Source organism: Streptomyces milbemycinicus (assembly GCF_002154605.1).
Taxonomy (GTDB): Bacteria; Actinomycetota; Actinomycetes; order Streptomycetales; family Streptomycetaceae; genus Streptomyces; species Streptomyces milbemycinicus.
The window spans coordinates 22,289-43,879 of the sequence record NZ_MUNE01000369.1 but is presented as its reverse complement, the minus strand read 5'-3'; the positions used below and the strand labels follow the sequence as shown (position 1 = coordinate 43,879).

The window sequence follows — 21,591 nt, the reverse complement described above, 5'->3', positions numbered from 1 at the left end:
CCCGCACGCCGGCGTGCGGGAGGTGCCTGCCGACGATCTGCGCGCACCGCACCGCCCTGGGGAGGGGGGAATGCCACACCGCGTCGATCGGAAGTGCGGCCAGGCGCCGCCCGAGCAGTTCCGACTGCCACTGCCCGATGTCGGTCAGCTCGCCGAACGGGTCCGCTGCTCCGTGCCGTACCAGATACACGTGCCGAGTCGGCATCGCCGATCTCCTTTCAGGGCCTTCCTTGTCTTCCATGTCTTCCTGGCCATCAGGCGCCCGACGCTCGCAGTGCGGCATGGGCCGCTTCGAGCCGCTGGGATTCGCCGCGTCGGGAGTGGTCCCCCGATGTGTCGTCGGCCCATGCCAGCAGTCGGTGGAGGTGCTCGTCGGCCGCGTTCGCGACGATGCGGGGGCGGCCGAGGACGACCTCGCCACTCGTCCCGTCGATGGTGATGAGGGTGCCGTCGCCGATGGTGCGCCCGCCGGCCGTGACGGTGCCGTTGCCGGCATCGACGGTCAGGCCGGCGATGCCCACGACCGCGGGCCTTTCCATGGCTCGTGCGACGACCGCGGCGTGGCTGGCCGGGCCGCCGCGAGCGGTGACGATTCCCGTGGCGGCGGCGAGGCCGTGCATGTCATGGGGAGAGGTCTCCGGGCGCACCAGGACGACCAGGGCACCGCCTTGGGCCATGCGTACCGCTCGGTCCGCCGTGGTCGCCACGTGGCCGACCGCGACACCGGGGCAGGCGCCGAGGCCCCGGGCGAAGACGTCGGCCTCCTCGGAGGACGCTATACGTGGCGTGCGGACCTGCCGCAGATGTCTCGGCGAGATCCTGAGCAGCGCTTCGTGCCGTCCGATGACCCGCTCCTCGGCGAGTTCGGTGGCCACGCGCACCGCGGCACCTCCGACGAACCGGCCGGGCCTGACCTGAAGGACCCACAACTCCCCGGCTTGGAACGTGAATTCGATGTAGCAGGAGTCGCGGTAGTGTCCTTCGATCCGGTTCAGGGCGTCGAGCAGCTCCGCCCATACCGCGGGCTCCCGCTCGGCGAGTTCGCGCAGCGGGCGGGTCGTCGATCTGCCGGAGACGACGTCTTCTCCTTGGTGCCCGAAAAGGACTTCGCCGAATGGGATGTTCTCACCGGTGTTGGGATCGCGGCTGAACGCGACTCCGGTGCCGCTGTGGTCGTCGCGGTTCCCGAACACCATCGTCTGGACGATCACGGCCGTTCCGAGGTCGTGCGGGATGTCGTGCAACGCGCGATAAGTTCGTGCGCGTGGTGTGTCCCAGGACGAGAACACGGCCTCGACCGCCGACGCCAGCTGGCGGGTCGCGTCGTCGGGGATCGGCTGTCCGCTCCGTTGTCGAACGAATTCCTCGATTGCCTTCATCGCATCGGCGAGGCGCGTTTCCTCGTCCTTCGTTCCTCGCCCGGGATCTTCTCCGTGGCCGACTCCCGCGTCGCCCGCGTCGCCCGCGTCGCCCGCGTCGCTCGCGTTGCCTACGCCGCCCGCGTCCGCGTTCGTGACCGCGGAGGCGAAGCTCGACAGGAAGCGCAGCCGCGAGTTCAGTGCGAACGGCCGGTCGCCCGTCTCGACCGCAAGGCCCGCGGTGGCTTCGGTCGTGAGGCCGAGGTTGAGGATCGTGCTCATCATGCCGGGCATCGACACGCCGGCCCCAGAGCGCACGGAGACCGCCAGCGGCCTCCTCGGTCCACCGAAGGAGCGCCCGGCGGTGACTTCGAGGTCGGCGATGGCCGTCGCGAGTTCGTCGTCGAGTCCGTCGGGCAGACGTCCGTCCCGTAGGAAGGCACGGCATGCCTGTGTGGTGATGACGAACCCGGCCGGCACCGGCAACCCGAGGCGGTGCAGGAGGACCAGGCCGACTGCCTTGCCTCCCAGAGTCTCCGCCGCCTCCTCGACCTGGGAGGAGATCGCGCGAACCCATCTCATCGCCGCATCCCGAGGGTGGCGAGCAGGTCTTCGTGCAGCTCCGCCCATACGGTGTGATACGAGGCGGTGCTGTCGGTCACGTACTCCAGCGCGCCGGAGGCGGCGCGATCGAGGGCTCCGGCGAGGCGGTCGCGGTAACGGCCGAATCGGGGCAGTGCCGCGGACAGCTCGGCACAGACGGGGGCGGCGCGGCGGTCGAGATCGGCGAATCGGTCGAGGACCCGGGAGTCGTAGACGGGGTCGCTGTGGTCGTTGGCGTTCATGATGCCGTCGACGGTGCGGAGTTGCCATGCCGCGCAGAGGTCGAGCAGTTCCGGGTTGAGTACGAGAAACCGATCGAATGCCGCCTCAACGGCTCCGCGGGCGTTGGCCGAGGTGAGTTCGTCGGTGATGCGCTCGGCGTCGGCGGCGCGGCCGGTATCCGTGAGCAGCCAGCAGGGCATGTCGCCGGACATCCGCGTGACGAGGCCCTCGGCCCCGAGATCGATGAGCTCGGACTCGACATCGGACTCGTCGAGTCCCGTGAACGCGTGGAGGCGGGCGGGGCCGGCGGCGCCGGCGCAACGCAGGGCATGCAGCACCAACAAGTTGGCGTTCGTCGTGTGAGTTTCGGACCGGGTCATGTCCTGTCCCCTGGGTGTGCGGTTCGGTTCATGGGAAGGCTGTCGGTGGCTCGCGGCGCGAAATGAGTGGTCCTCCGGTCGTCGCCCGGCCCCGGCAGTCGGGATGTCGACGGTTCGCGGTGCTGCTGCGCCTTGGCTGGGTGCCGTCGGGTCGGCATCGTCACTCCTGTATCCCGTTCAGCTGAACGCCGGCACGGCGTCGGCGCTCCTGACGAGGACACTGACCACCGCGGTTGTCCGGCCGAACCTCTTGGCCAGTTCGTCGACATCGAGCCCCTTGCCGTCCATGACCAATCTCCGATGGTCGCGTTTTTTGGATGACGTCGTCATCTGGATGTTGTTTGTATCATGATGCGGAAGTGGAAGGGGACACGATGGCGAGACTGACGCGCGCCCAGCAGCAGGAGCGCACCCGCGCGGCGGTGCTGGTCGCGGCCCGGGAGGAGTTCGCCGAGCACGGCTACGCCGAGGCCAAGGTCGACCGGATCGCCGAGCGAGCCGAACTGACCAGGGGTGCGGTCTACTCCAACTTCACCGGCAAGCGCGCGCTCTACCTCGCAGTGCTCGCCGACGCCGCCGAACGGGCCAGGGCCCGCGCCGAACCGCCGATGGAATCGCCCGACTCCGTCGGGCGAGCGCTCGGCACATTCGCCCGGGTCTGGCTCGAACGACTGCCCCTCGCCGGCGACACACCAGGAAGCGGGCATCTCCAGTTGCGTTCGCTGTCCGGAGTGCTCGACACCGAGCCGGCCAGGACCGCGCTGGCCGAACTCGTCCGGTTCGAAGCCCTGCTGCTCGCCCTGGCACTCGAGTCGCGCCCCGCGGCGCGCGGCAGGATGGTGCGACCGGCCCAGCTGGCGCTGACCCTCCTCCACGGAGCGGCCGGTCTCGCGGAGAACGCCCCCGGGGTCGGCGATCCGTTCGACTTGGCCCGCGCCGCCGAGCACCTGGCCGACATCGCCCTCAACGACGACGCGGAGCCACCGCACCTGCCCTTCATCCCCCGGGCACAGCCGGCCGAAGACCCATGGGCGGCACCCCGGGGCCTCGCCGACGAGATCACCGGCCGCGCGGTCGACCTCACTGACGACGGCGTGGTCGTCCTACTGGGCGTGAGCCGCCTGTCCGCGGCCGAGGAAGCGGTCCGCTCGGCCCGGCCACGCGACGCGGTGACGATCGTCGTCACCACGAGCGACCCGGCCGAGACCGGTCGACTGGCCCGCCTCCGTATCGCCGATCTCGTCGCCTGCCTGCGACGGGTGTTCGCAGCCGAGGAACTACCGCGGCCGCGCATCGTCTTCGACGACGGTGGCACGGTTCCCGCTGCCCTCGGCAGGACCTCGGTCGACGACCTCACCGAGATCGCGATCCGGGTGCGTGACGGGCTGATCGTGGCACACGCGGAAGGCCGCGGCGCCGGCCACGCCGTGGCCGACAGCGGCGCCCCGCACCGTGGCCGCGGCACGACGACGCCGAGCCGGAGAGACCTGCGGACGAGGCCTGAATGACCCGATGCCCAAACCCGGCCGTAAGTTGAAGCGGTTCAGAAGCCGCCCAGCTCCCTGTGCTGGATCTACGACTCCAACCGGGGCGCCATCGAGGGCCACACCGCGTGCGGAGCATCGGTTCGTTCACGACGAGTTCCGCAGGATGTGCGGGATGACCCCGCAGGCGTACGACCAAGATCGCGAATGTGCAGTTCTGAGTGCACGACCAGGACGAGGCGCTTGACTTCTACACCAGGAAACTCGGCTGGGAGGTCCGGGCGGATGTGACGACGGATCAGAGGGGCCGACTTTTCTCAGGGCGGCCAAGACCGGTGCCAGTGAGCGGGCGAGCCTCAGCGGGGTGGCGGCCAGGATTGGGAGGCTCGGGTGCGCGCCGAGCGGCTGCGGTGGCGGTACTGACCGTCGGCCTGCTCGTGGTAGCCCGCGGCATCCGCCGGTCGACCCGCTGACGCCGACAGCGTCAGCCTATGTCGTACGGCCGGCGAGGTGCGGGGTCGGCGTCGAAGAGGGTGGCCAGGGTGGCCATCCGCCTGCGATGCGGTTTCTCTCCCGGGGCAGCCGGGTGCTCATCGCCCGCAGGGAGGTCTGGTGCGGTGCGCTTTGAGGGTGGCGGGTCGCAAGGTCTCGGGCCGTACCACGATGCCCTTGCCGTCGAACTGCAGGACCAAGGTGGTCTTGGCGGTCGTCGGCAGCGCAATCGCTGCCGGTAGAAGGCGTCGATGTCCTGTGCTGCGGCGATGACGAGCTGTTCGGCCTGCCGTTTGCCCAGTACCTACCCGCATCGCCCATCGATCGCCGCCCTGGCCTGGTCGTAGGAGCCGCGGACGGCCTCCAAGACGTGGCTGACCACCGTCGTCGCGCGGGAGTGCTTGCACCAGTTGCGATCCCGACGGCGCCGCCGGGAAGACCCGCTGGTCGAGCACCTGCCCGACCCGGTCGTCCGGGCTGGAGACCCCGACCCCGAGCAGGAGGCACTGCTGGCCGACGCGGTGGGCCTGGCGCCGCTTGTCGTACTCGAACGGCTCACCCCGGCAGAACGGTTGGCGTTCGTGCTGCACGACATGTTCGACCTGCCCTTCGACGAGATCGCCCACATCATCGACCGAAACCCCACGGCCGCACGGAAGCTCGCCAGCCGAGCGCGGCGTCGGGTCAACGGCGCGGAGATTCCCCGGCCCGATCGGGATCTCGCGCGTCAGCGGAAGGTGGTCGACGCGTTCTACGCGGCGGCGCGGACTGCCGATCTCGACGCCCTCATCCAGGTCCTCGACCCCGATGTCGTGCAGCGTACCGAGTTCGGTGCCACCCGGCAGCCAAGCGTCGTCCGTGGTGCGGCGGCGGTGGCCAAACAGGCCCGTGCGCCCCGCGGTGGCGAACTGCGTCCCGTCCTGGTCAACGGCACGGTCGGCGTGCTGGTCACTGGTCACCCGGGATGGACAACCGTACTCCGTCATGGCCTTCACCGTCACCGGCGACAAGATCGTCAGGATCGACGTCATCCGCAACGCCGACCGCGTCCGCAGCCTCGCGTCCAGCGTTCTCGGCCAAGCCGAGTGAGCGGTCCGGCCCGGTGCGCGGCGCGCACCGGGCCAGGAACTCACCAGTACTTGGCGGACGGTCGTACTTCGACCGCGCCACCCAGTCGCGCCTGCGGTACGCGGGATGCGATCGCGATCGCGGAATCCAGATCCTCGGCCTCGACCACCAGGAACCCGCCCACCGAGGTGTTGTCGAACGGACCCTCGGTGGCAACAGCCGAACCGTCCTCCACACGGACGGTCGTCGCGTCCTTGGGCAGCCCCATCGGGGGCGCACCGGTCACGTTCTCCATCTTGCCGATCGCCGCCCAGTCGGCGTACGCCGCCTTCCTGTCCTCCTCCGACACCAACTCCGCCTGCGGAGTGCCCGGCAACGGATACGTGCCCTGGTGGATCACCAACACAAACCGCATCATGTCCTCCTCATCGAGTGCGCCCTTCGCACACACCCATGAGCCCGGGCATCACACCGATGTGACCTCTCGGGTTGAACTCGTGGAGTCCGTCAGGCCGTGACGGTTCTTGACCGCTGCGGTACCTGACGGAGCCGTCGGCGCGTAACAGCGCGTCTGTCAGGTCGAACAGCACAGCGGGGGGAAAGTACGCGTACGGCGCGGGCGGAGCGCTTCCGGTGTCAGGCGGAGCTGTTCACGTGCGTGACGGATCAGCCATGTGAGCATGGGGTCCAGGTCGTCGGCGGCCGCGAGGACTTTGCCGATGGATTCAGGGGTGTGGAGCCAGTCGTCGCAGCCGAGGGGTTGGGCAGCGATCAGTGAGCGGTGGCCAGCAGGTCCGTGCGAGAGTGGTCGGACGGATCACCTCGTGGGGGGCCCTGCTGGCGCACCGCGCTTGAGGGCTGGCCCGGCAGGTGCAGTAACACGTCCATGGCTCGCTCCGGCCAGCCGGTGAACCGTACGCTGATGCCGGCGCCATAACCCACCCGTGATCCATACATGGACGTAGCGCGACGTGCCGGGAGGAGTACCTCCCGGCACGCGGGAGGTCGTGCGCCGGGCAGGCTGGCTGGAGCGCAGCACAGGAGACGACGTTCACCATCCCCGCGCGTGCCAATTTCTCAAAAGGCGGCGTCGGGTCGGCTCTTCTCGAGCCCCGTGCGGTCGTCCTACAGGTCTCAGGAAGCGGATGCCGTGCTGGGCTCAGACGTACCGGCGGCCGTGTCCGGGGCGGTAACCGAGTAGAAGACGGACTTCTGCTGCTTGGTGCGGTGTACTTGCCCCTTGGCGACGAGCGACTCGAGAGTGCTGCGCACGACGGTGGCCTTGATCTCGCGGTCCGGAAGAGCCTGGGTGAGGGCAGTGGTGACCTCGGCTGCGGAGCGCGGTTCACCGTGCTGGATGAGGTCATCACGGATGAGGTCCCGGAGTGTTGGCACACCGGTTTCTCGCACCCGCTTGGGACGGCTCCCGTCCGACTCTGCCCCCTTCCGCTTGCCGGTGGCCGTGTTGGTTTTCTTCGCTGGCTTGCGTGCTGCCGGCAGTGTTGCGGACTCCCGCGCAGCGGACGACTCATCCTCAGAGCTGCTGACGCCGGTGTTCCCCGGCACGTCGGCGGCGGTTCCGCCACCGAGGGTCTGTCGCATGCTGAGCAGGAGCACCCGGTTGTTTTCGAGCACCGACAATTGCCGTTGCAGCGCCGAGATTTCGGTACTGAGGCGTTCGTGCTCGGTGGAGTTGCGTTCGAGATCTGCGGTGATCTGTGCCGCGTACTGGGACTTCAGGTTGGTGTTATCGGTAGAGGTGTCCACCACAAGCTCCCTCGTCTGGGGGCGCAATCAATGTTGGTGCTGGATGGTACATCTACGCGGTGGCTGCGGGTCTACTGGCTTCAGCTAGGTGATCCGGGCGCCGGGGTAGCTGTCGGCGAGATCGGCTGGAGCGGTTGCTCTGTTCCGGTCCGCCGACAGTCCCCAGCGGGACTTCACCACGGTCCATCCTCGATGCACCGGCCGCGGACTCCCGAATCCGGTGGGAAGCCACTGGCCGGGGTCCTGATCGGCCTTGGAACGGCTCCCCCGAGCGCTTACCGCGGCCAGGGACCTCGCGATTGTCGGCGTAGTCCTGGCACTCCTGGGTCGGTGAGGGTGACGGTGTCCTGCTCACCGACGATCTTCAGCAGCGGTGTGGGAGATACGGTCGATGAAGACGCCCGGTTCGTACATGTGCCTTGCGGGTGGGGCGGACGGTGACGCAGTTGTCCCAGCGTGTTCTTGGGGGAGTTCCTGAAGGCAGAAGCCGACAGCATCCTGTGCGCGGTAGGAGGCAGCGACGGCTGGGTCGGCGCTGGCCAGGGCTTGGGTGCGTGGTGCCTCGCCGGTCAGCTGGGCACGCTCGTCGGCGTCGAGGGCGGTTTCCAGGGCGGCGATGTTGTCGGGGGCGACGCGGCGCCTGGACTGCTCGAACCCGCTGATGGTGGGCACCTGGGCGACGACGGCCTTCAGGCGGCGGTCGGTGGCTCCGAGCACGATCGCGTGTCCGCCGGCACAGCCGGATACCTACAGTCCGATCCGGTCGGCGTCGACTTCGGGGCCTCGGCGAACGTACCGGCGAGGCGGAGGAGCGCCATCTGGGCATCCCCGCACACATCCTGGGCGCCGCCGATGGGCGGTTACGACACCTGCGCCACCCGACGGTGGGCACTTCAGCATCTCTGCGAGCCGCTCACTCGCGACGAGACCGGCATACCGCCGCGCCAGTTGCCGTAGGCGGTAGGGGCCGTCGTGTCGCTTGCGGGCGGCAGGTATGGCTCTGTTTTCCGGGATCAGCCGGGGATGCTGACCCACCAGTTGGTTGCTGTTGTGCCGGCGGGGCAGTCGGCGATGGACACCGGCAATCCTCGATTCAGCCATGAACCGCTGTAGTAGCGTGAGTTGGAGCAACACACCAGAGCCTGGAATACGTAGGTGGTTTCGCGGTAGACCCACCGGCCTGCCACACCGTCGCGGGCGCGGCAGGCGGTCAGCCGGCCAGGTGCTTGCCGAAGAATTCGGTGAGTTTGGCGACGGCGGGTGTGACGTATTCATCCTTGTCGTACAGGTCGATGTGAGTGGCGCCGTCGATGACGACCAGTTCCTTGGGCTCGGCCGCCTTCTCGATCGCTTCCCTGCTGAAGTAGGCGCTCTCCGCCTCCGAACCGGCGATCATCAGCAGGGGACGGGGCGAGATGAGCCGGATCATTGCGTACGAGTCGTACTGGGCGATCAGGTCGATGCTGCGCAGCACCCATCCCTGGACCGCGCGGGGGTGGTAGCCGCGCGGGGTGCGGTAGTACTCGAATGTCTCCCGGAACTGTCTGGTGGCGGTCTCCAGCAGTTCCTCTGCGTTGTCGGGAATCCATGCTTCCAGCTGTGGGGCCGCGCCGCGTGCTTCCTCGGTGCGCAGTGCACCGGACCGGTCGAGCATGGCCTTGAGGACCGCCAGGTCCTGGGTGCGGCCCAGTCCCTCACGGAACACTGACCCAAGGTCGACGGCGCTGACCGTGGCGATGCCCTTGATGCGGTGGTCGGTCTGCGCGGCGTAGGGGACGTAACCGCCGGACGCGCAGATACCCAGAGCCCCGATACGGTCCGGGGCGATGTCGTCACGGGTGGTGAGGTAGGTCACGGCGGACTTGATGTCCTCGGCCCGCTGGAAGGGGTTCTCCATGCCTCGTGGCTCGCCCTCACTCTCGCCCTGGTAGGCGGCGTCGAAGACGAGCGCTGCGAATCCCTCCCGGGCCAGGCGCTCGGCGTAGATACTCGGGCTTTGCTCCTTCACGCCGCCTCCCGGATGGGAGATGACAATGGCCGGCAACCGGCCGTCAATGTGGTCATCGGGGGTGAAGAGAATCCCGGCGACGGCGAGATTGTTGCTGGGGAAGGTGACGCTGGTCTTCACGTTCTGTGTCTCCTGGGTGCAGATGAGAAGTGCTGTGACCGCCGACACGACGGATTCCTCCGGCAAAGGCCCCGCCTCGGGGCGGCCCGTCCGCCCGGTCACGTCACCGACACTCGCACGCAGTACGCGGCTGGGTAAGGGGCGTCCTGTGTCCCCGGACAACGCTGTCCTGGGACAGGCCAGGCCCCCTGTCACTGGCATGGTGCGATGTAAGACTTGGCCTATGAGCAGCAGCAACGCGCACCACAGCGAACTGGGCGCTTTCCTCAAGGCGCGGCGCACGGAGCTGGGCCCGGCCCAGGTCGGGCTGCCCGATTCGGCCGGCAGGCGCAGGGTCAAGGGGCTGCGCCGGGAGGAAGTGGCCTTGCTGGCGTCGATCAGCCCCGACTACTACACGCGCCTGGAGCAGGGCCGTCGCCAGGCTTCCGAACCGGTGCTGGACGCCCTTGCGCGTGTTCTCCGGCTCGACGACGGCGAACGTGCCTACATGTTCGAGCTGTCCGGTCGGGACGCTGCCCGGCCCCGTCGGCGCGCCACGCAGAAGGTCCATCCACAGCTGCAGCGGCTGCTGGACGACCTGCCCACCACGCCGGCCGTCGTCCTGGGCCGGCGCACGGACATCCTCGCCTGGAACCCCATGGCCGCCGCCCTGTTCACCGACTTCGCGCGGATCCCGGAAGGGAATCGCAACTTCGTACGGCTGGTTTTCTGCGAACCGGCCATCAGAACGCTGTACCCGGACTGGGACTGGGTGGCACAGATCAGCCTGGCGCAGCTGCGCATGGAGGCCGCCCGGGACCCGAAAGATCCACGGCTGGCCGTACTGGTGGGCGAGCTGTCACTTCAGGACCCCGACTTCCGGCGGTGGTGGGGCGCCCATCACGTCGCCGTCCAGGGCACGGGCACGAAAACCCTGAACCATCCCGTCGTCGGCCGGCTCACCCTCGACTGGTCGTTCCTCACCTGCGCCGACGACCCCGACCAGCAGCTCATCACCCTGACCGCCGAGCCCGGCACACCCAGCCACGACCGTCTGCGCATCCTCGCTTCACACGCCACACAGGCCGACCGCGAGGGACGCCGCAGCTGACTTGGGGTGCGAGCCACCGTTCGACGACCGGGTCGCCCGCGCCCAGTCCAGCGGACATCGCCTGCCGCAGTCTGCTGGATGACAGCCTGCGGGATATGCACCTGGGCGGTGGACGGGGCCGATGTCGCCGCGTAGCTGAGCAGGACGGTGGCCCGACCGAGCGGCACCGTTGCTCCAGTGCCGGGCTGACAGGCGGGCTGCGGTCAATCGCGGTGGAACTGGGCGGGGCCCTCCGGCCCGACGGCTGTGCCGGACCGTGCGTCGCCGGGGCCGGTTGGGCTTGCCATGCCTCGCCCAGCAGGAGCCGTGGGTGGGCCGGATCCCCAGCCGCCCGAATTCGTCGAAGGCGAAGCCCGGTCCAGGAAGCGTTCCAGCGCCTGCTCGATCCGGTCCAGCTTGGTATCGCGGTCGGGACCGGGCGGCTCCTCCCACGTCTTGGTGTGCTGGAAGGCGATGCCGCGCCGCAGGAGCAGACAGCGTAAGGCTTCCCAGCCGATACGGATGACGCGTCCGTGGACGTGGCGCAGGTAGGTGGCGAGCTCGCGGATCGATCAGCGGGTGAAGGACTGGCCGAGCTTGGCGGGACGGGTGGTCGCGGTCTGGACGACGAAGTCCTCGTCGTCATCACCGAGCAGGCGGGGACGGCATCCCGCCCATCGAGAGTCCAGGCAGGCCGGACCGATCTCGTCGATCCGGTGGATCACCTCCCGCACTGTGTCCTCCGGCCTGCACCAGCCGAGCGATCACCGGAACACGGTTCGTCGCAGCAAAAGCGATTGACGCTCCGGTGCTGTTCGTGAACGATGCGGGACCGTGACGATGAGCACCGATCATGATCAGCCCGCCCACGGACAGGTTCCTTCGGCTGGCCGCCCGCTCGCCCTCATTACCGGTGTGGGCCGTACCGTCGGTATTGGCGCAGGCATAGCTCGTCGGCTGGCCGCATCGGGTTGGGACATCGCCTTCACCTACTGGGCCCCCTACGACGACCGCATGACCTGGGGCAGGGAGCCCGGTGCGACCGATGAGATCAGCCAAGCCCTGACCGAACACGGTGCAGCCACCGCCGCGATCGAGGCGGATCTCTCCGACCCGGACACCCCGGCACGCATCTTCGATGAAGCCGAACAGCGGCTGGGGCATGTCGCCGCGCTGGTGATGTGCCACTGCGAGTCTGTCGATTCCGGTCTACTCGACACCAGCGTCGAGAGTTTCGACCGGCACTTCGCCGTCAACGCGCGCGCCACCTGGCTTCTCATCCGCGAGTTCGGACGCCGCTTTGCCGCGGCCCCGGGAACCGGCCGGATCATCAGCCTCACCAGCGATCACACCGTCGGCAACCTGCCCTACGGAGCGAGCAAGGGAGCCCTGGACCGCATCACCCTGGCCGCCGCCCGCGAACTCGCCCACCTCGGCGTGACCGCCAACGCGATCAACCCCGGACCGGTCGACACCGGCTGGATGTCCGAAGAAATCCGGGAGCGCTGCGTCCGCGGCACCCCGCTTGGCCGTCTGGGCACTCCGAGGGATACCGCCCACCTCGTGGACTTCCTGTGCTCCAGGGAAGGCGAGTGGATAAACGGCCAGCTGTTGATGAGCAACGGTGGCTTCGCATAGGCACCAAGTTCGATACTCAGGTGCCACATGCTCGGGCACGCCAACAGGATTTGTTTGCGCAGGAGTTCGTCGTGTTCGAGGTGTTGGGCGAACCGGCGGAGACTGGGCAGTTCGGTGGTGGCGGACGGCTGCTTCGGTCCATTCGGGTAGCTGGTCGCCTTGCAGGCGGGTGAGCATGTGGCGGGAGTTGTTTGTCGATGGTTTTAGGAGTCACTCAGAGGTCATCTACTTGATCAACATCGACGAGTTCTGATGTCGTTCGGCCCGCTGTTGCGTTGTGCGTGGTGTCCTCGCACGTCCATGTTCGGTGTCGGCTGAACAGCGACGGCACCTGGGCGCTGTCGCGGCGGTCGCGGGTCGTCGCGGTGACCAGTGGCTTCGGAGACAGCAGGGAGCAGCAGGCCCAGGCGCTCGGCGCGGCTCAGCCCGACCGGAGGCAGAAGGGATGTCCGGCCGGGCTGGCGTAGACCCGGCCGCCCTTCTGTGAGGCGGGGTCGACATCGTCAGTGGGATGCAGCCGACGTGCACCTGCCTCGAGCGCCAGCCTGTCCGCGGCCGCGAGGTCGTCCGTCGTCAGATCGACGTGCATCTGCTGCGAGTTGCCCTTTGGCCACTGCGGGGGGACATGCCCCGGAGCCAGCTGGATCACGAACACCGGGAATCCGTCGATCCGGAGGAAGTGGTGGGTTGCGGTCTTCACGATCGAGCCGCTCAGCAGCCGGTGCCAGAACGCACTCTCGGGCTCCAGGTCGGCGGCATCGATGATCACTGCGCTGAGGTTGATGTTCATGCTTGTTCTCTGTCCTGCTCCTGCTCCTGCTCGGCCTCGAAGTCACACCACCGGGATGATGCCGCCGTCGACCCGGAACTCGGCTCCCGTGAGCCACTTCGCGCGGCCGGATGCGAGGAACGCGATCATCTCTGCCACGTCCTCGGGATCGCCGGGCCGACCCATCGGCACGTTCAGGTGATCTACGACCTGCTGCTGTACTCCTCCACGCCAACACCCTGCCGATCGGCGATCCGCTGGAGGTGCTCGACGGCGCCCTCGGTGGCCACAAAGCCCGGCATGACACACACCACGCGCACCCCGTGCTCGCCCACCTCGGTCGCCAGCTCGCGGCTGTAGGCATTGAGCGCCGCCTTCGCCGCCGCGTAGGACGCCTCGGTGCGCTGCGGCAGACGACTGGCGATCGACGAGACGTGCACGACGACGCCGGAACCCCGCTCAACCATCCCTGGGACCAGGGCCCGGTCGAGCCGGACGGCACTGAGCAGGTTCATCTCCAGGTCCGCATGCCACGACTGGTCGGAGCGCTTCAGGGTCGGCGTCGGGGCGCTCGCGGCGCCCGCATTGTTGACCAGGACATCCACCCCACCGACGCTGTCGATGACCCGTCGGCCGAGCTCCGCTACTCCTTGATCAGTCGCGAGGTCCGCAGGGATGAAGATGGCCGGCAGATCCTCCGGGGGCGCGCTGCGCGAGGCGGTCAGCACCGTCGCGCCTGCAGCGGCGAATCGACGGGCAGTCGCCTGGCCGGGTACTGTTGCCGTCGTCACGTCCGCTGCGCGCTGATGCGCGAGGTAACCGCGAGGCGCTCTTGGCCGCGGCGCGTGAGGCATTCCTCACTGGCGAGACCGACGCTCACGTCAAAGAGATCGCCCGGCGAGCCGGAGTGGCGGTCGGGACGCTCTACCGCCACTTCGAGACACGCGAAGCCCTCGTCGAGGAGGTCTATCGCCAGGAGGTCGACGAGCTGTGCGCCGCACCCGCGGAGCTCCTTGACCGCCATGCCCCGGACGAGGCCCTGCGGCGCTTCCTGCTGCTGCTCGTGGAGCACGCAGCCGTGGGCAAGGGAATGGCTGTCGCGCTGGAGAGCATCATGGCGACGGATTCACCGATCTTCGACGACGCCCGCACACAGATGGCGCAGGCTCTCGATCAGCTCCTCAAGGCGGGCGCAGCGGCCGGCACCATCCGTGGTGGCGTCAGCGGACACACACTCCTGCGCGCGCTGGGAGGCATCTGCGGAATGCACGCCACGGAGGGCTGGCAGGACGAAGCCGTGCGCATCACGGCGATCCTCTTCGACGGCCTGCGTTTCGGCGCGCAGAACGCCGGCTGAGCCGACTCGCGCCGCGCTGACGTTGGCGTGCTGATCACCTGGTACTCCAGCCGCGGATCGCTGTCTCCGCTGTTCAGGGCCGGCGCTGTGCAGGGCCGGCCGGGGGAAGCCTTCGCGTCCCTACGGGGGGTAACCCCAGGCACTGCCCTGAGGGCAGCGCATCGGCACATCAGGGGGAGAGCCGGATGGGCCGATCCCCTCTCCGCTGGTGGGATGGTCGCCGACCGCCGGCTCCGGGGGCGAAACAGCCGCGGGTCACAGCCTGCGCGGTCCCTGAACGCACAGGCAGCCCGAACAGGAAAGGGATCATCATGCATGTGTTAGGAAGGCGTCGGCGAGGCCCGCTCGTCCTGACCGGCCTGGCCGCGGTTCTCCTTGCCGCGTCGACCGGGCTGACGGCGGCGGCGAAGCCGCAGCAGGCCGATCCGCTCCAACAGCAGGTGGACGCGATCCACGACACCGGGGCCGTCGGTGTGCTCGCCGAGGTGACGTCACCGGACACACGTGACAGCGCGCGCGCCGGGACGGCCGAGTTGGGCACCGGGAGGCCGATGCCACGGAACGGCAGATTTCGGATCGGCAGCGCCGCCAAGACCTTCACCGCCACGGTCGTGCTGCAACTCGTCGGCGAGGGGCGAATGTCCCTGGAGGACACCGTCGAGCAGTGGCTGCCGGGAGTGGTCCGGGGTAACGACAACGACGGCAGCCAGATCACCGTGCGGCAGCTGCTGCAGCACACCAGCGGCATCCGTGACGTCCTGCCGGAGATACCCGCGTTGAACAGCGCGGACGGCTATCGAGCCGAGCGGTTCCGCACCTACACCCCCGAGGAGTTGGTGAGGCTGGCGATTCAGCACCGTCCCAACTTCCCCCCGGGCGACGGCTGGTCGTACTCCAACACCAACTACATTCTCGCCGCGATGATCATCCACGAGGTCACCGGCCGGAGCTGGGCGCAGGAGGTGAACGACAGGATCATCCGCCCACTGGGCCTGAGGGACACCAGTATGCCCGGCGCCTTCCCGTCCATCCTGGGCCCGCACGCCCACAGCTACGCCGCGTTCGGCACCCACACCCGCACTGACGTCACGGTGCTCAATTCGAGTATGGCCGTCGGCTCCGGTTCGATCATCAGCACCACGCACGACCTGAACCGGTTCTACACCGCACTGCTCGGCGGCCGTCTGCTGGCTCCGGCGCAGCTCGATGAGATGACGACCACCAAGCCCGCGCCCGAGCTGGGCGTGAGGTACGGACTCGGCCTGGGCGAGATCCCGTTGTCCTGTGGCGGCAGCTACTTCGGCCACCCGGGCGAACTGCTCGGCTATCGCACCTGGGGTGGGGTCACCCGAGACGGGACCCGGACCGCCGTGGTGTACGTCACCAGTGACGGCGGCCGGAACACCCAGCAGGCCATGAGCACGCTCGTGGACCAGGAGCTGTGCCGGACGCGCTCCTAGTACTCCAGTCTGGTTCGCGATCTATGTGCGGGATGGGTCGTTGAGGCGTCGTCGGTAGTGGCTGCGTCGGGCTGCTCGCCGCGCTTGGGCAGGTAGTCGAAGTGACCGAGGTGGTCGCCAACGGCCGTGACCGTCACCCCGGTCAGCGGCCCGTCCCGGGTGCCGTGTCGACCACTCCTCGCCGCCCACTGCGCCGCTGACCTGCCCGGCGGCGGCCGGTGGGCGGCAGTTGTCCGGGGTTGATCCGGCACGGGTGGTGCTGAAGGCGGTGAAGGAGGCCGGCCCCCGGTCATCATCGGCCGGACAGGACGGCCGGATGGCGGTCCCGCGCTCAGTCCACCCGCCGCGCGGGACCGCCCCCTTGGGGCAGATCACTCCGCAGACCAATCCGGGCGCCCCGCTCGCCGCCGCCCTCAGATCCGGGGATGCGCTCGGCTGCGAGCTCGACGAGGAGTCGACGAGCGCCTGCACCGGCCGCTGCGGTAACGCACCGGCGACGTCGCACGGGCACGATGCGCAGCAGAACCCCGTTCCCGGGACGGGAACGGGGTTGCGGCCCTCGGATGCACGAAAGGGGCGGGCTACAGGTCGGCGAACGGAGGGCAGATGTATGTGACGGCGACGAGGCGCAGCCGGGGGAGAGGCAGGACCAGCATGAACCCGTCTTCCAGGACCGACAGGCGCCGTACGCCGCCTGCGACTCCCGGCCTCGGGCCGTCCCCTACGGCCGTGACGTCGATGCCCATCTCGGCCAGGTCCACGAGCTGCCCGGCGAGCCGCTCCACCTCCACAACCACGCGCTTGGGCAACCCCTTCGCCACGTACTCGTAGTCGGGCTCGTACTCCCAGCGCCACCCCTGTCCGGCGTCTTCGGTCACTCGGCGGTCCGCCCGTCGACTCCGGCCTCGGCCGCCGCCTGCGCATGGATGGCGGCCACTTCGGCGGCGATGGCACGCCCCTCGGCCAGATCCTCCACCTGCCCCGCGCGGGCCTCCAGCTCGCTCAGGCGTGCGGCCCGCGCAGGAACGCGCTCGATCGCCACCGCGAGCGCCCACCGCCGCAGAAACCGGCGCATGGGGGCCGCGTCGACCTGGCTGCGGGCGGCCTCCACCGCCGTCGTCCGCTCTGCGTCGAACGCGGCCACCTGGTTCGGTGCAATCTGCACCAGAGCCGCGCGCAGGTCCTCCGCTGTGGTCTTGGGCTGCGGGATCAGGGGCCTGTGCCCGTCCGCTGCTGCTTCGCTCATGCCGCCATGCTCCCTGTGTTCCCCGTGCTCCCTGTGCTTCCGGCGGGAGCCGCGGTGATCCGCAGCTCGACGCGTCCCTCGGCATACTCCCTCAGCAGCACCTCACACAGCAGCCCGAACCCGGGAACGCCTCCTCGACGGGCTTGCTCCTGCCTCTTCCACCTGGTCTCGGCCCTCTCGCACACGCTCTCAGCGAGGTAGACGCGGCATCCGCCCCGCTCCGCCGTGCCGAATGTGCTGCCGGCCGGAACGGGCGCGTCGAGCGACCCTTCGGCGTACGCCGTCAGGAGCGCCTCGAGGACCCGCGAGCGGGCGCGGGCCAGGCCGTCGTCCTCGGCTCGCCGCTTCACCTGCTGCTTCCACAGGTCCGTGTCCATCCAGACCAGGCGGCCGGGGCGCGCCGTGCTGTCGTCGGCTCTCACGCTTCCTCCATCGGGTACCGGTAACGGCGCGTCCCGCCAAGACTAGACTTTCAAGGTCTAGCAATCAACGCTCCGGGCGGCGCCGGGGCCGCCGATGCGACGGCAAGTGCGTCCGAAGTCGCGACCTGCGCAGCCGGAGGGCATGGGGTCGAGGCGGCACATCCTGCGTGCCCGCATCCAGAAAGAAACGGGACGGCTCCTGGTCACGTGCGGCCCATCGAGGACCAGCGTCGTACCGGTGTCACAGTGCCCGTCTTGACCGGGTGTATCTGCTCGTGTGACTTACCGTGCTTCCCGTCGAAGGCCGAGTAGGGCCGTGTCGGGCAGCTCGGCGTCGAACCAGTCCCAGAACTGCTGCCGGGCGCCGATCTCCCAGTCGATCCAGGTGGTAATGGTCGGGTTGCCGGCTTGGTCGAGGATGTCGAGATCCAGCACGGCGTTGTAGTAGTCCTGGCTTGCGAACAGCACGAATCGATCCGGCTGGGCGCCATTGTTGCGTTCGGCGAACCCGGGGAGGTTGCGCGAGCAGAACGCGCCCAGATTTGTGGTCAGTCGGTCGTCGTACTGCGCCTGGAAGCCGTCGCCGAGAAAACGGTGGACGGCCCACAGCTCGCGCAGCGGCGTCGGCACGGGACCGCCGAGGACCGGCACCACCAGGTATGGATCGATGTCCGTGCGCGGGGCTCCGCCGTGCACGATGCGCAGCGCGCCCTCGTCTTCCCGCCAGTGGGACAGGTCGTCAAGGCGTACCCGGCCCGGGAGCGGGTTCCAGCCCACGAACACGTAGGCGAGCGACGGCTGGCCGTCTTGGTCGGTGAGCAGTCCGAGAGCCAGTGTCTCGTGGCGCAGGATGTCGAGGAAGGTTGGCAGATGGTCGGCGAGCGGGGCCCATATGTGCCCGATCGCCGCGTCGAGGTCGGCATCGGCCGGGATACCCCAGGGGTTGGCGGGGAAGGGAATGCTCCCGTGTCCGCCGTCGAGCAACAGTCCGCGCATTGTGAACCTGTCGCTGTCCGACAGTAGCTCTCGGATCAGCGCCTCGATGGCTACGGCGTCCCGGCTGCCGAGCAGCCGTAGGCCAAGCCTGTAACGCTCCTTGTCCTCGGCGGCGCGGTAGCGGGCCAGCAGTTCGGCGGGGTCGATGGGGTCGATGGGGTCGCCGGGGGTGTCGGGCGTGACGGTCGGCTCGGGTGACTTCTCGTCGTACCCCTCGAAGGTGATGTGCGGGGCGCGGGTCGGCAGGTCGCCGAGGTCCTTGACGCGGGTGCGGCGCATCAGCACATGGGTGAGGCTGGGCAGTTGGGTGAGTACGGAGACGTCGGTGACCGGGCAGTCGTTGATGCCGAGCACCCACAGCAGGGGCGCGTCGGCCAGCGGCGTCAGGTCGGTGACCTGGGTGCGGTAGACGTACAGACGCATGAGTCCGAGCCTGCGGAGCGGGCCGAGATCGGCGAGGGGGCCCTGCGTCACGGACAGGTCACGCAGCTTGGCCAACGAAGCCAGCGGCGCGAGGTCCGTCACCATGGTTTGTTCCAGGTCGAGGTGGGTGAGGGAGGTGAGTGCGGACAGCGGGCCCAGATCCGAGACGGGTGCGGTGACGGACAGCCGCCGCAGCGTGGGAAGAAGGGCCAGCGGGCCGAGATCCTTCAGGACAGGCGAATGGACGACAAGCTCCCGCAGCCCGCGCAACCGCGCCAGGGGCCTCAGATCAGTGAGGCGTTGACCCTCCACCATCAGGAATTCGACCTGGTCCTCGCTGCCTGAGGCCTCCGCTGCTTCCTGGATCGCTCGTTCCAGCGAGTCGTCGAGCGGCAGGCTCAACCCCGTCCGCGGAGCGGCGGCGTAGCGGTAGCGTGTGGGGTCACCCCAGATGTCTTCGTGCATGAACGCATTGAATCGGATGGCGCCGACACCTGGACGCCGTACAACGCTGGCTGGTGGCAGGCTAATTGGTATCAGTAGCGGATGTTCATGCACACGTCGACGTGCCCAACGTCCCGCGCCCGGCGCCGGTTACGTACCCGGGCCCGGCACGTGGGCAGAGCGCCGCGTCGCTGCCGGGCAGCTGCTGCCCGGCAGCCCGGTAGCCGACCTGGACCAGCCACACCAGGTCAGCGGCACGGCGACCACGATCAGCACCCACACCAGCACCCACACCAGCACCCACACCGTGGCCTTGGCCCGCGTAACGCTCCGCGCCTGCCCAGCTGCTGAGCGCCCCCTCACTTCGCCGGGGGAGAAGGCGGATCAGCGGCCGGTCGAGCCGTCGATCAGTTCGCGGAGGATGTCCGCCTGGCCCGCGTGACGGCCGGTCTCCTCGATCATGTGGGTCAGTGCCCAGCGGACGCTGGGAGCGGGGCGCCCCGGCCGCGGTCGGGGGACCGGGGCGCCGAGATCGGTGCACCCGTCGAGAACGTCGTTCGCGCGCTCGACCGTCTCTCGGTAGCGGGCCACGATATCGGCCACGCTGTCCGCCGGTGCGGCCTGGAACGTCGCCTGCCAGTCGGTGACGTCGTCCCCGAGGAACATCGAGCGCTCGACGAAAGTCAGGTGGTTGAGCAGGCCGAGCAGGTTCGTGCCCGACGGCACTGCGGCGGCTCGCACCTGCGGCTCGGGGGCACCGTCGACCTTCGCGGAGATCGAGGTCCGGAGGTAGTCGAGGAGTGTGCGCAGGACCTCGACTTCGCTGCTTCCGGTCCGGGGCGGCGGGGTGTCGCTGCGGCGGTTGTGGCGCGTGGCGCTGGGCAACAGTGGTCGCCTTCCTTCGTCGCGGGGGCGCCGGCCACCGTGTCAGGCGGTGCGGCGGATGAGGAGGACATGGTCGATGACCTCGGCGGTGCGCCCGCCCGGTCCAGTCGCGATCCGGCGGGGTGCGTCGGCCCGCTCGACCGTCCATGTCTCCGGAGCCAGATCGATACCGGCGGCGACCTCCTGCGGGCTCGGGTAGTGAGTATCGGGGTCTTGGTTCCACGACCACGGCGCGGCCGAGCCGTGGTCGACGACCAGCAGCCGCCCGCCCGGGCGCAGTGCGTGCGCGGCCGAGCGCAGGACGGTGGCCCGGTCCAGGTCACAGGGGGTGTGCAGATAGTGGGCGCAGATCAGGTCGAATCCGCCAGGCGGGAAAGACGTGTGCAAGTCGTGCCGCACGGCGGTGACGCGATCGCCCAAGCCGTGTGCGCGGGCGAGGGCCGCGAGCCGCTCGACCGCCACGGCCGAGATGTCGGCGGCGGTGACCTGCCACCCCTGGCCGGCGAGCCACAGCGCGTCGCCGCCGTCGCCGCATCCGAGGTCCAACGCGTCACCGGCCGGCAGGCCCGTCACCGTCTCGGTGAGGCGAGCATTCGGCTGCGGGTTGCCGGCTGCCGGCCGGGCCGCATAGACGCCATCCCAGAATGCGACCGCATCGGTGGTGGTCATCGAGACTCCTTGTGTCGGTAGGTGCCCAGTCTTGCCAGGCACACCACGACCTGGCACGAAAACTTGCGGTAACGGCAAGATGGGCCTCATGGACCCCAAGACGGACGACGACGTACTCGACGCTGTGGGGCCGCGGCTCCGTGCACTGCGTCGTGACCGCGGCATCACCCTCGCCGACCTCGCCGCGACGACCGGCGTGTCGGAGAGCACTCTGTCGCGGCTGGAGAGCGGGCAGCGCCGGCCGAGCCTGGAATTGCTGCTGCCACTGGCCCGGATCTACGGCGTTCCGCTGGACGACCTCGTCGGTGCCCCGCGCACCGGCGACCCCCGGATCCACCTCAAGCCGATCAGACGGTACGGAATGACCTTTGTGCCCCTGTCCCGGCGACCGGGCGGGGTGCACGCCTTCAAGATGATCATCCCCGCCCGGCCAGAACCGCTCGAACCGACCCCGCAGACCCACGAAGGCTTCGAATGGCTCTACGTGCTCAACGGCCACCTGCGACTCGTGATCGGCGAGCGCGACCTGACGTTGCCGCCCGGTGAGGCAGCCGAGTTCGACACGTCCTTGCCGCACTGGCTGGGCAGCGCCGATGGCGGCGTGGTCGAGCTTCTCATCCTGTTCGGCCTGCAAGGGCTGCGTGCGCACGTACGCACCGACCCTCATCGGCCGTCTCAGGCCGAGCCCCAGTGACGAACTCAGAGAGATTC

Annotated in this window: 21 protein-coding genes and 2 pseudogenes; 7 read left to right on the top strand and 16 right to left on the bottom strand. The window is 69.0% G+C overall.

Annotated elements, in window-relative coordinates:
- The 3 genes from CCN51_RS28525 to CCN51_RS28515 form a co-directional block, all read right to left on the bottom strand.
- A partial coding sequence (locus CCN51_RS28525) for a histidine phosphatase family protein (protein WP_143675915.1) occupies window positions 1-205 on the bottom strand: 205 nt, incomplete at its 3' end.
- A 49-nt stretch (window positions 206-254) separates the two neighbouring features.
- Entirely contained in the window at window positions 255-1,940 is a 1,686-nt protein-coding gene (locus CCN51_RS28520; RefSeq protein ID WP_014172677.1) for a pyruvate, phosphate dikinase, read from the bottom strand.
- Window positions 1,937-2,563: a hypothetical protein gene (locus CCN51_RS28515; RefSeq protein WP_014172676.1), complete on the bottom strand. Its 627-nt coding sequence runs from the start codon at window positions 2,561-2,563 to the stop codon at window positions 1,937-1,939. Before CCN51_RS28515 ends, CCN51_RS28520 begins: the two co-directional genes overlap by 4 nt.
- 374 nt (window positions 2,564-2,937) lie before the next feature.
- Between CCN51_RS28515 and CCN51_RS28510 the strand changes: the two genes are divergently transcribed.
- Window positions 2,938-4,071, top strand: coding sequence for a TetR/AcrR family transcriptional regulator (locus tag CCN51_RS28510; protein ID WP_014172674.1), 1,134 nt, complete (start codon window positions 2,938-2,940; stop codon window positions 4,069-4,071).
- 197 nt (window positions 4,072-4,268) lie between these two features.
- The gene (locus CCN51_RS59685) at window positions 4,269-4,520 is read left to right on the top strand and encodes a VOC family protein (RefSeq protein ID WP_338000795.1); all 252 of its coding nucleotides are present in this window, start codon (window positions 4,269-4,271) and stop codon (window positions 4,518-4,520) included.
- A 1,148-nt stretch (window positions 4,521-5,668) separates the two neighbouring features.
- On the opposite strand, the gene CCN51_RS28495 is transcribed toward CCN51_RS59685, so the two are convergent.
- The 4 genes from CCN51_RS28495 to CCN51_RS28480 form a co-directional block, all read right to left on the bottom strand.
- Window positions 5,669-6,022, bottom strand: coding sequence for a YciI family protein (locus CCN51_RS28495; RefSeq protein WP_245881700.1), 354 nt, complete (start codon window positions 6,020-6,022; stop codon window positions 5,669-5,671).
- 719 nt (window positions 6,023-6,741) lie between these two features.
- Window positions 6,742-7,374, bottom strand: coding sequence for a hypothetical protein (locus CCN51_RS28490; protein ID WP_238545237.1), 633 nt, complete (start codon window positions 7,372-7,374; stop codon window positions 6,742-6,744).
- A gap of 351 nt (window positions 7,375-7,725) precedes the next feature.
- Window positions 7,726-8,091, bottom strand: coding sequence for a hypothetical protein (locus CCN51_RS54460; protein ID WP_143675914.1), 366 nt, complete (start codon window positions 8,089-8,091; stop codon window positions 7,726-7,728).
- 493 nt (window positions 8,092-8,584) lie between these two features.
- On the bottom strand, window positions 8,585-9,502 hold the full coding sequence (locus CCN51_RS28480) for an alpha/beta hydrolase (protein WP_043488429.1): 918 nt from the start codon (window positions 9,500-9,502) through the stop codon (window positions 8,585-8,587).
- A gap of 223 nt (window positions 9,503-9,725) precedes the next feature.
- On the opposite strand from CCN51_RS28480, the gene CCN51_RS28475 reads away from it, so the two are divergent.
- The gene (locus tag CCN51_RS28475; RefSeq protein ID WP_014172667.1) at window positions 9,726-10,592 is read left to right on the top strand and encodes a helix-turn-helix domain-containing protein; all 867 of its coding nucleotides are present in this window, start codon (window positions 9,726-9,728) and stop codon (window positions 10,590-10,592) included.
- 270 nt (window positions 10,593-10,862) lie between these two features.
- Here the strand turns inward: CCN51_RS28475 and CCN51_RS28470 are convergent.
- Window positions 10,863-11,369 (bottom strand): annotated as a pseudogene (locus CCN51_RS28470) (COG3415 family protein); the annotation flags it as partial.
- Window positions 11,370-11,411: 42 nt separating this feature from the next.
- Here CCN51_RS28470 and CCN51_RS28465 point away from each other — a divergent pair.
- A complete protein-coding gene (locus CCN51_RS28465) occupies window positions 11,412-12,209 on the top strand; it encodes an SDR family oxidoreductase (RefSeq protein ID WP_043485893.1) in 798 nt (265 codons plus the stop codon).
- A 421-nt stretch (window positions 12,210-12,630) separates the two neighbouring features.
- Here the strand turns inward: CCN51_RS28465 and CCN51_RS28460 are convergent, their stop codons facing one another.
- On the bottom strand, window positions 12,631-12,999 hold the full coding sequence (locus CCN51_RS28460) for a VOC family protein (protein ID WP_014172664.1): 369 nt from the start codon (window positions 12,997-12,999) through the stop codon (window positions 12,631-12,633).
- A gap of 42 nt (window positions 13,000-13,041) precedes the next feature.
- A pseudogene (locus tag CCN51_RS28455) lies at window positions 13,042-13,832 on the bottom strand (oxidoreductase).
- Here CCN51_RS28455 and CCN51_RS28450 point away from each other — a divergent pair.
- A complete protein-coding gene (locus tag CCN51_RS28450; protein WP_043488426.1) occupies window positions 13,757-14,335 on the top strand; it encodes a TetR/AcrR family transcriptional regulator in 579 nt (192 codons plus the stop codon). The pseudogene CCN51_RS28455 and the gene CCN51_RS28450 overlap by 76 nt on opposite strands.
- A 311-nt stretch (window positions 14,336-14,646) precedes the next feature.
- Window positions 14,647-15,795 (top strand): serine hydrolase domain-containing protein, encoded by a 1,149-nt coding sequence (locus tag CCN51_RS28445; RefSeq protein ID WP_014172660.1) that lies wholly within the window; start codon window positions 14,647-14,649, stop codon window positions 15,793-15,795.
- A gap of 581 nt (window positions 15,796-16,376) precedes the next feature.
- Here the strand turns inward: CCN51_RS28445 and CCN51_RS28440 are convergent.
- From CCN51_RS28440 to CCN51_RS28415, 6 genes are all read right to left on the bottom strand, one after another.
- The gene (locus CCN51_RS28440; RefSeq protein ID WP_014172659.1) at window positions 16,377-16,673 is read right to left on the bottom strand and encodes a hypothetical protein; all 297 of its coding nucleotides are present in this window, start codon (window positions 16,671-16,673) and stop codon (window positions 16,377-16,379) included.
- The gene (locus tag CCN51_RS28435) at window positions 16,670-17,041 is read right to left on the bottom strand and encodes a hypothetical protein (protein WP_014172658.1); all 372 of its coding nucleotides are present in this window, start codon (window positions 17,039-17,041) and stop codon (window positions 16,670-16,672) included. The genes CCN51_RS28440 and CCN51_RS28435 overlap by 4 nt, the downstream gene beginning before the upstream one ends.
- Window positions 17,038-17,463: a hypothetical protein gene (locus tag CCN51_RS28430; RefSeq protein ID WP_014172657.1), complete on the bottom strand. Its 426-nt coding sequence runs from the start codon at window positions 17,461-17,463 to the stop codon at window positions 17,038-17,040. The genes CCN51_RS28435 and CCN51_RS28430 overlap by 4 nt, the downstream gene beginning before the upstream one ends.
- Window positions 17,464-17,745: 282 nt before the next feature.
- On the bottom strand, window positions 17,746-19,347 hold the full coding sequence (locus tag CCN51_RS28425) for a leucine-rich repeat domain-containing protein (RefSeq protein ID WP_014172656.1): 1,602 nt from the start codon (window positions 19,345-19,347) through the stop codon (window positions 17,746-17,748).
- 363 nt (window positions 19,348-19,710) lie between these two features.
- Window positions 19,711-20,211, bottom strand: a complete 501-nt coding sequence (locus CCN51_RS28420; protein ID WP_014172655.1) for a DinB family protein — start codon at window positions 20,209-20,211, stop codon at window positions 19,711-19,713.
- 42 nt (window positions 20,212-20,253) lie between these two features.
- Window positions 20,254-20,880: a class I SAM-dependent methyltransferase gene (locus tag CCN51_RS28415; protein WP_014172654.1), complete on the bottom strand. Its 627-nt coding sequence runs from the start codon at window positions 20,878-20,880 to the stop codon at window positions 20,254-20,256.
- 88 nt (window positions 20,881-20,968) lie between these two features.
- Here CCN51_RS28415 and CCN51_RS28410 point away from each other — a divergent pair, with 88 nt between their 5' ends.
- Complete coding sequence (locus CCN51_RS28410) at window positions 20,969-21,574, top strand: helix-turn-helix domain-containing protein (RefSeq protein ID WP_043488421.1); 606 nt, start codon at window positions 20,969-20,971, stop codon at window positions 21,572-21,574.
- The last annotated feature ends 17 nt before the right edge of the window (window positions 21,575-21,591 follow it).

Coding starts and splice junctions, on each gene's coding strand:
- CCN51_RS28510 (WP_014172674.1), top strand. CDS start 2,938: ATGGCGAGACTGACGCGCGCCCAGCAGCAGGAGCGCACCCGCGCGGCG.
- CCN51_RS28515 (WP_014172676.1), bottom strand. CDS start 2,563: ATGACCCGGTCCGAAACTCACACGACGAACGCCAACTTGTTGGTGCTG.
- CCN51_RS28425 (WP_014172656.1), bottom strand. CDS start 19,347: ATGCACGAAGACATCTGGGGTGACCCCACACGCTACCGCTACGCCGCC.
- CCN51_RS28460 (WP_014172664.1), bottom strand. CDS start 12,999: ATGAACATCAACCTCAGCGCAGTGATCATCGATGCCGCCGACCTGGAG.
- CCN51_RS28520 (WP_014172677.1), bottom strand. CDS start 1,940: ATGAGATGGGTTCGCGCGATCTCCTCCCAGGTCGAGGAGGCGGCGGAG.
- CCN51_RS28445 (WP_014172660.1), top strand. CDS start 14,647: ATGCATGTGTTAGGAAGGCGTCGGCGAGGCCCGCTCGTCCTGACCGGC.
- CCN51_RS28410 (WP_043488421.1), top strand. CDS start 20,969: ATGGACCCCAAGACGGACGACGACGTACTCGACGCTGTGGGGCCGCGG.
- CCN51_RS28415 (WP_014172654.1), bottom strand. CDS start 20,880: ATGACCACCACCGATGCGGTCGCATTCTGGGATGGCGTCTATGCGGCC.
- CCN51_RS28465 (WP_043485893.1), top strand. CDS start 11,412: ATGAGCACCGATCATGATCAGCCCGCCCACGGACAGGTTCCTTCGGCT.
- CCN51_RS28475 (WP_014172667.1), top strand. CDS start 9,726: ATGAGCAGCAGCAACGCGCACCACAGCGAACTGGGCGCTTTCCTCAAG.
- CCN51_RS28435 (WP_014172658.1), bottom strand. CDS start 17,041: ATGAGCGAAGCAGCAGCGGACGGGCACAGGCCCCTGATCCCGCAGCCC.
- CCN51_RS28495 (WP_245881700.1), bottom strand. CDS start 6,022: ATGCGGTTTGTGTTGGTGATCCACCAGGGCACGTATCCGTTGCCGGGC.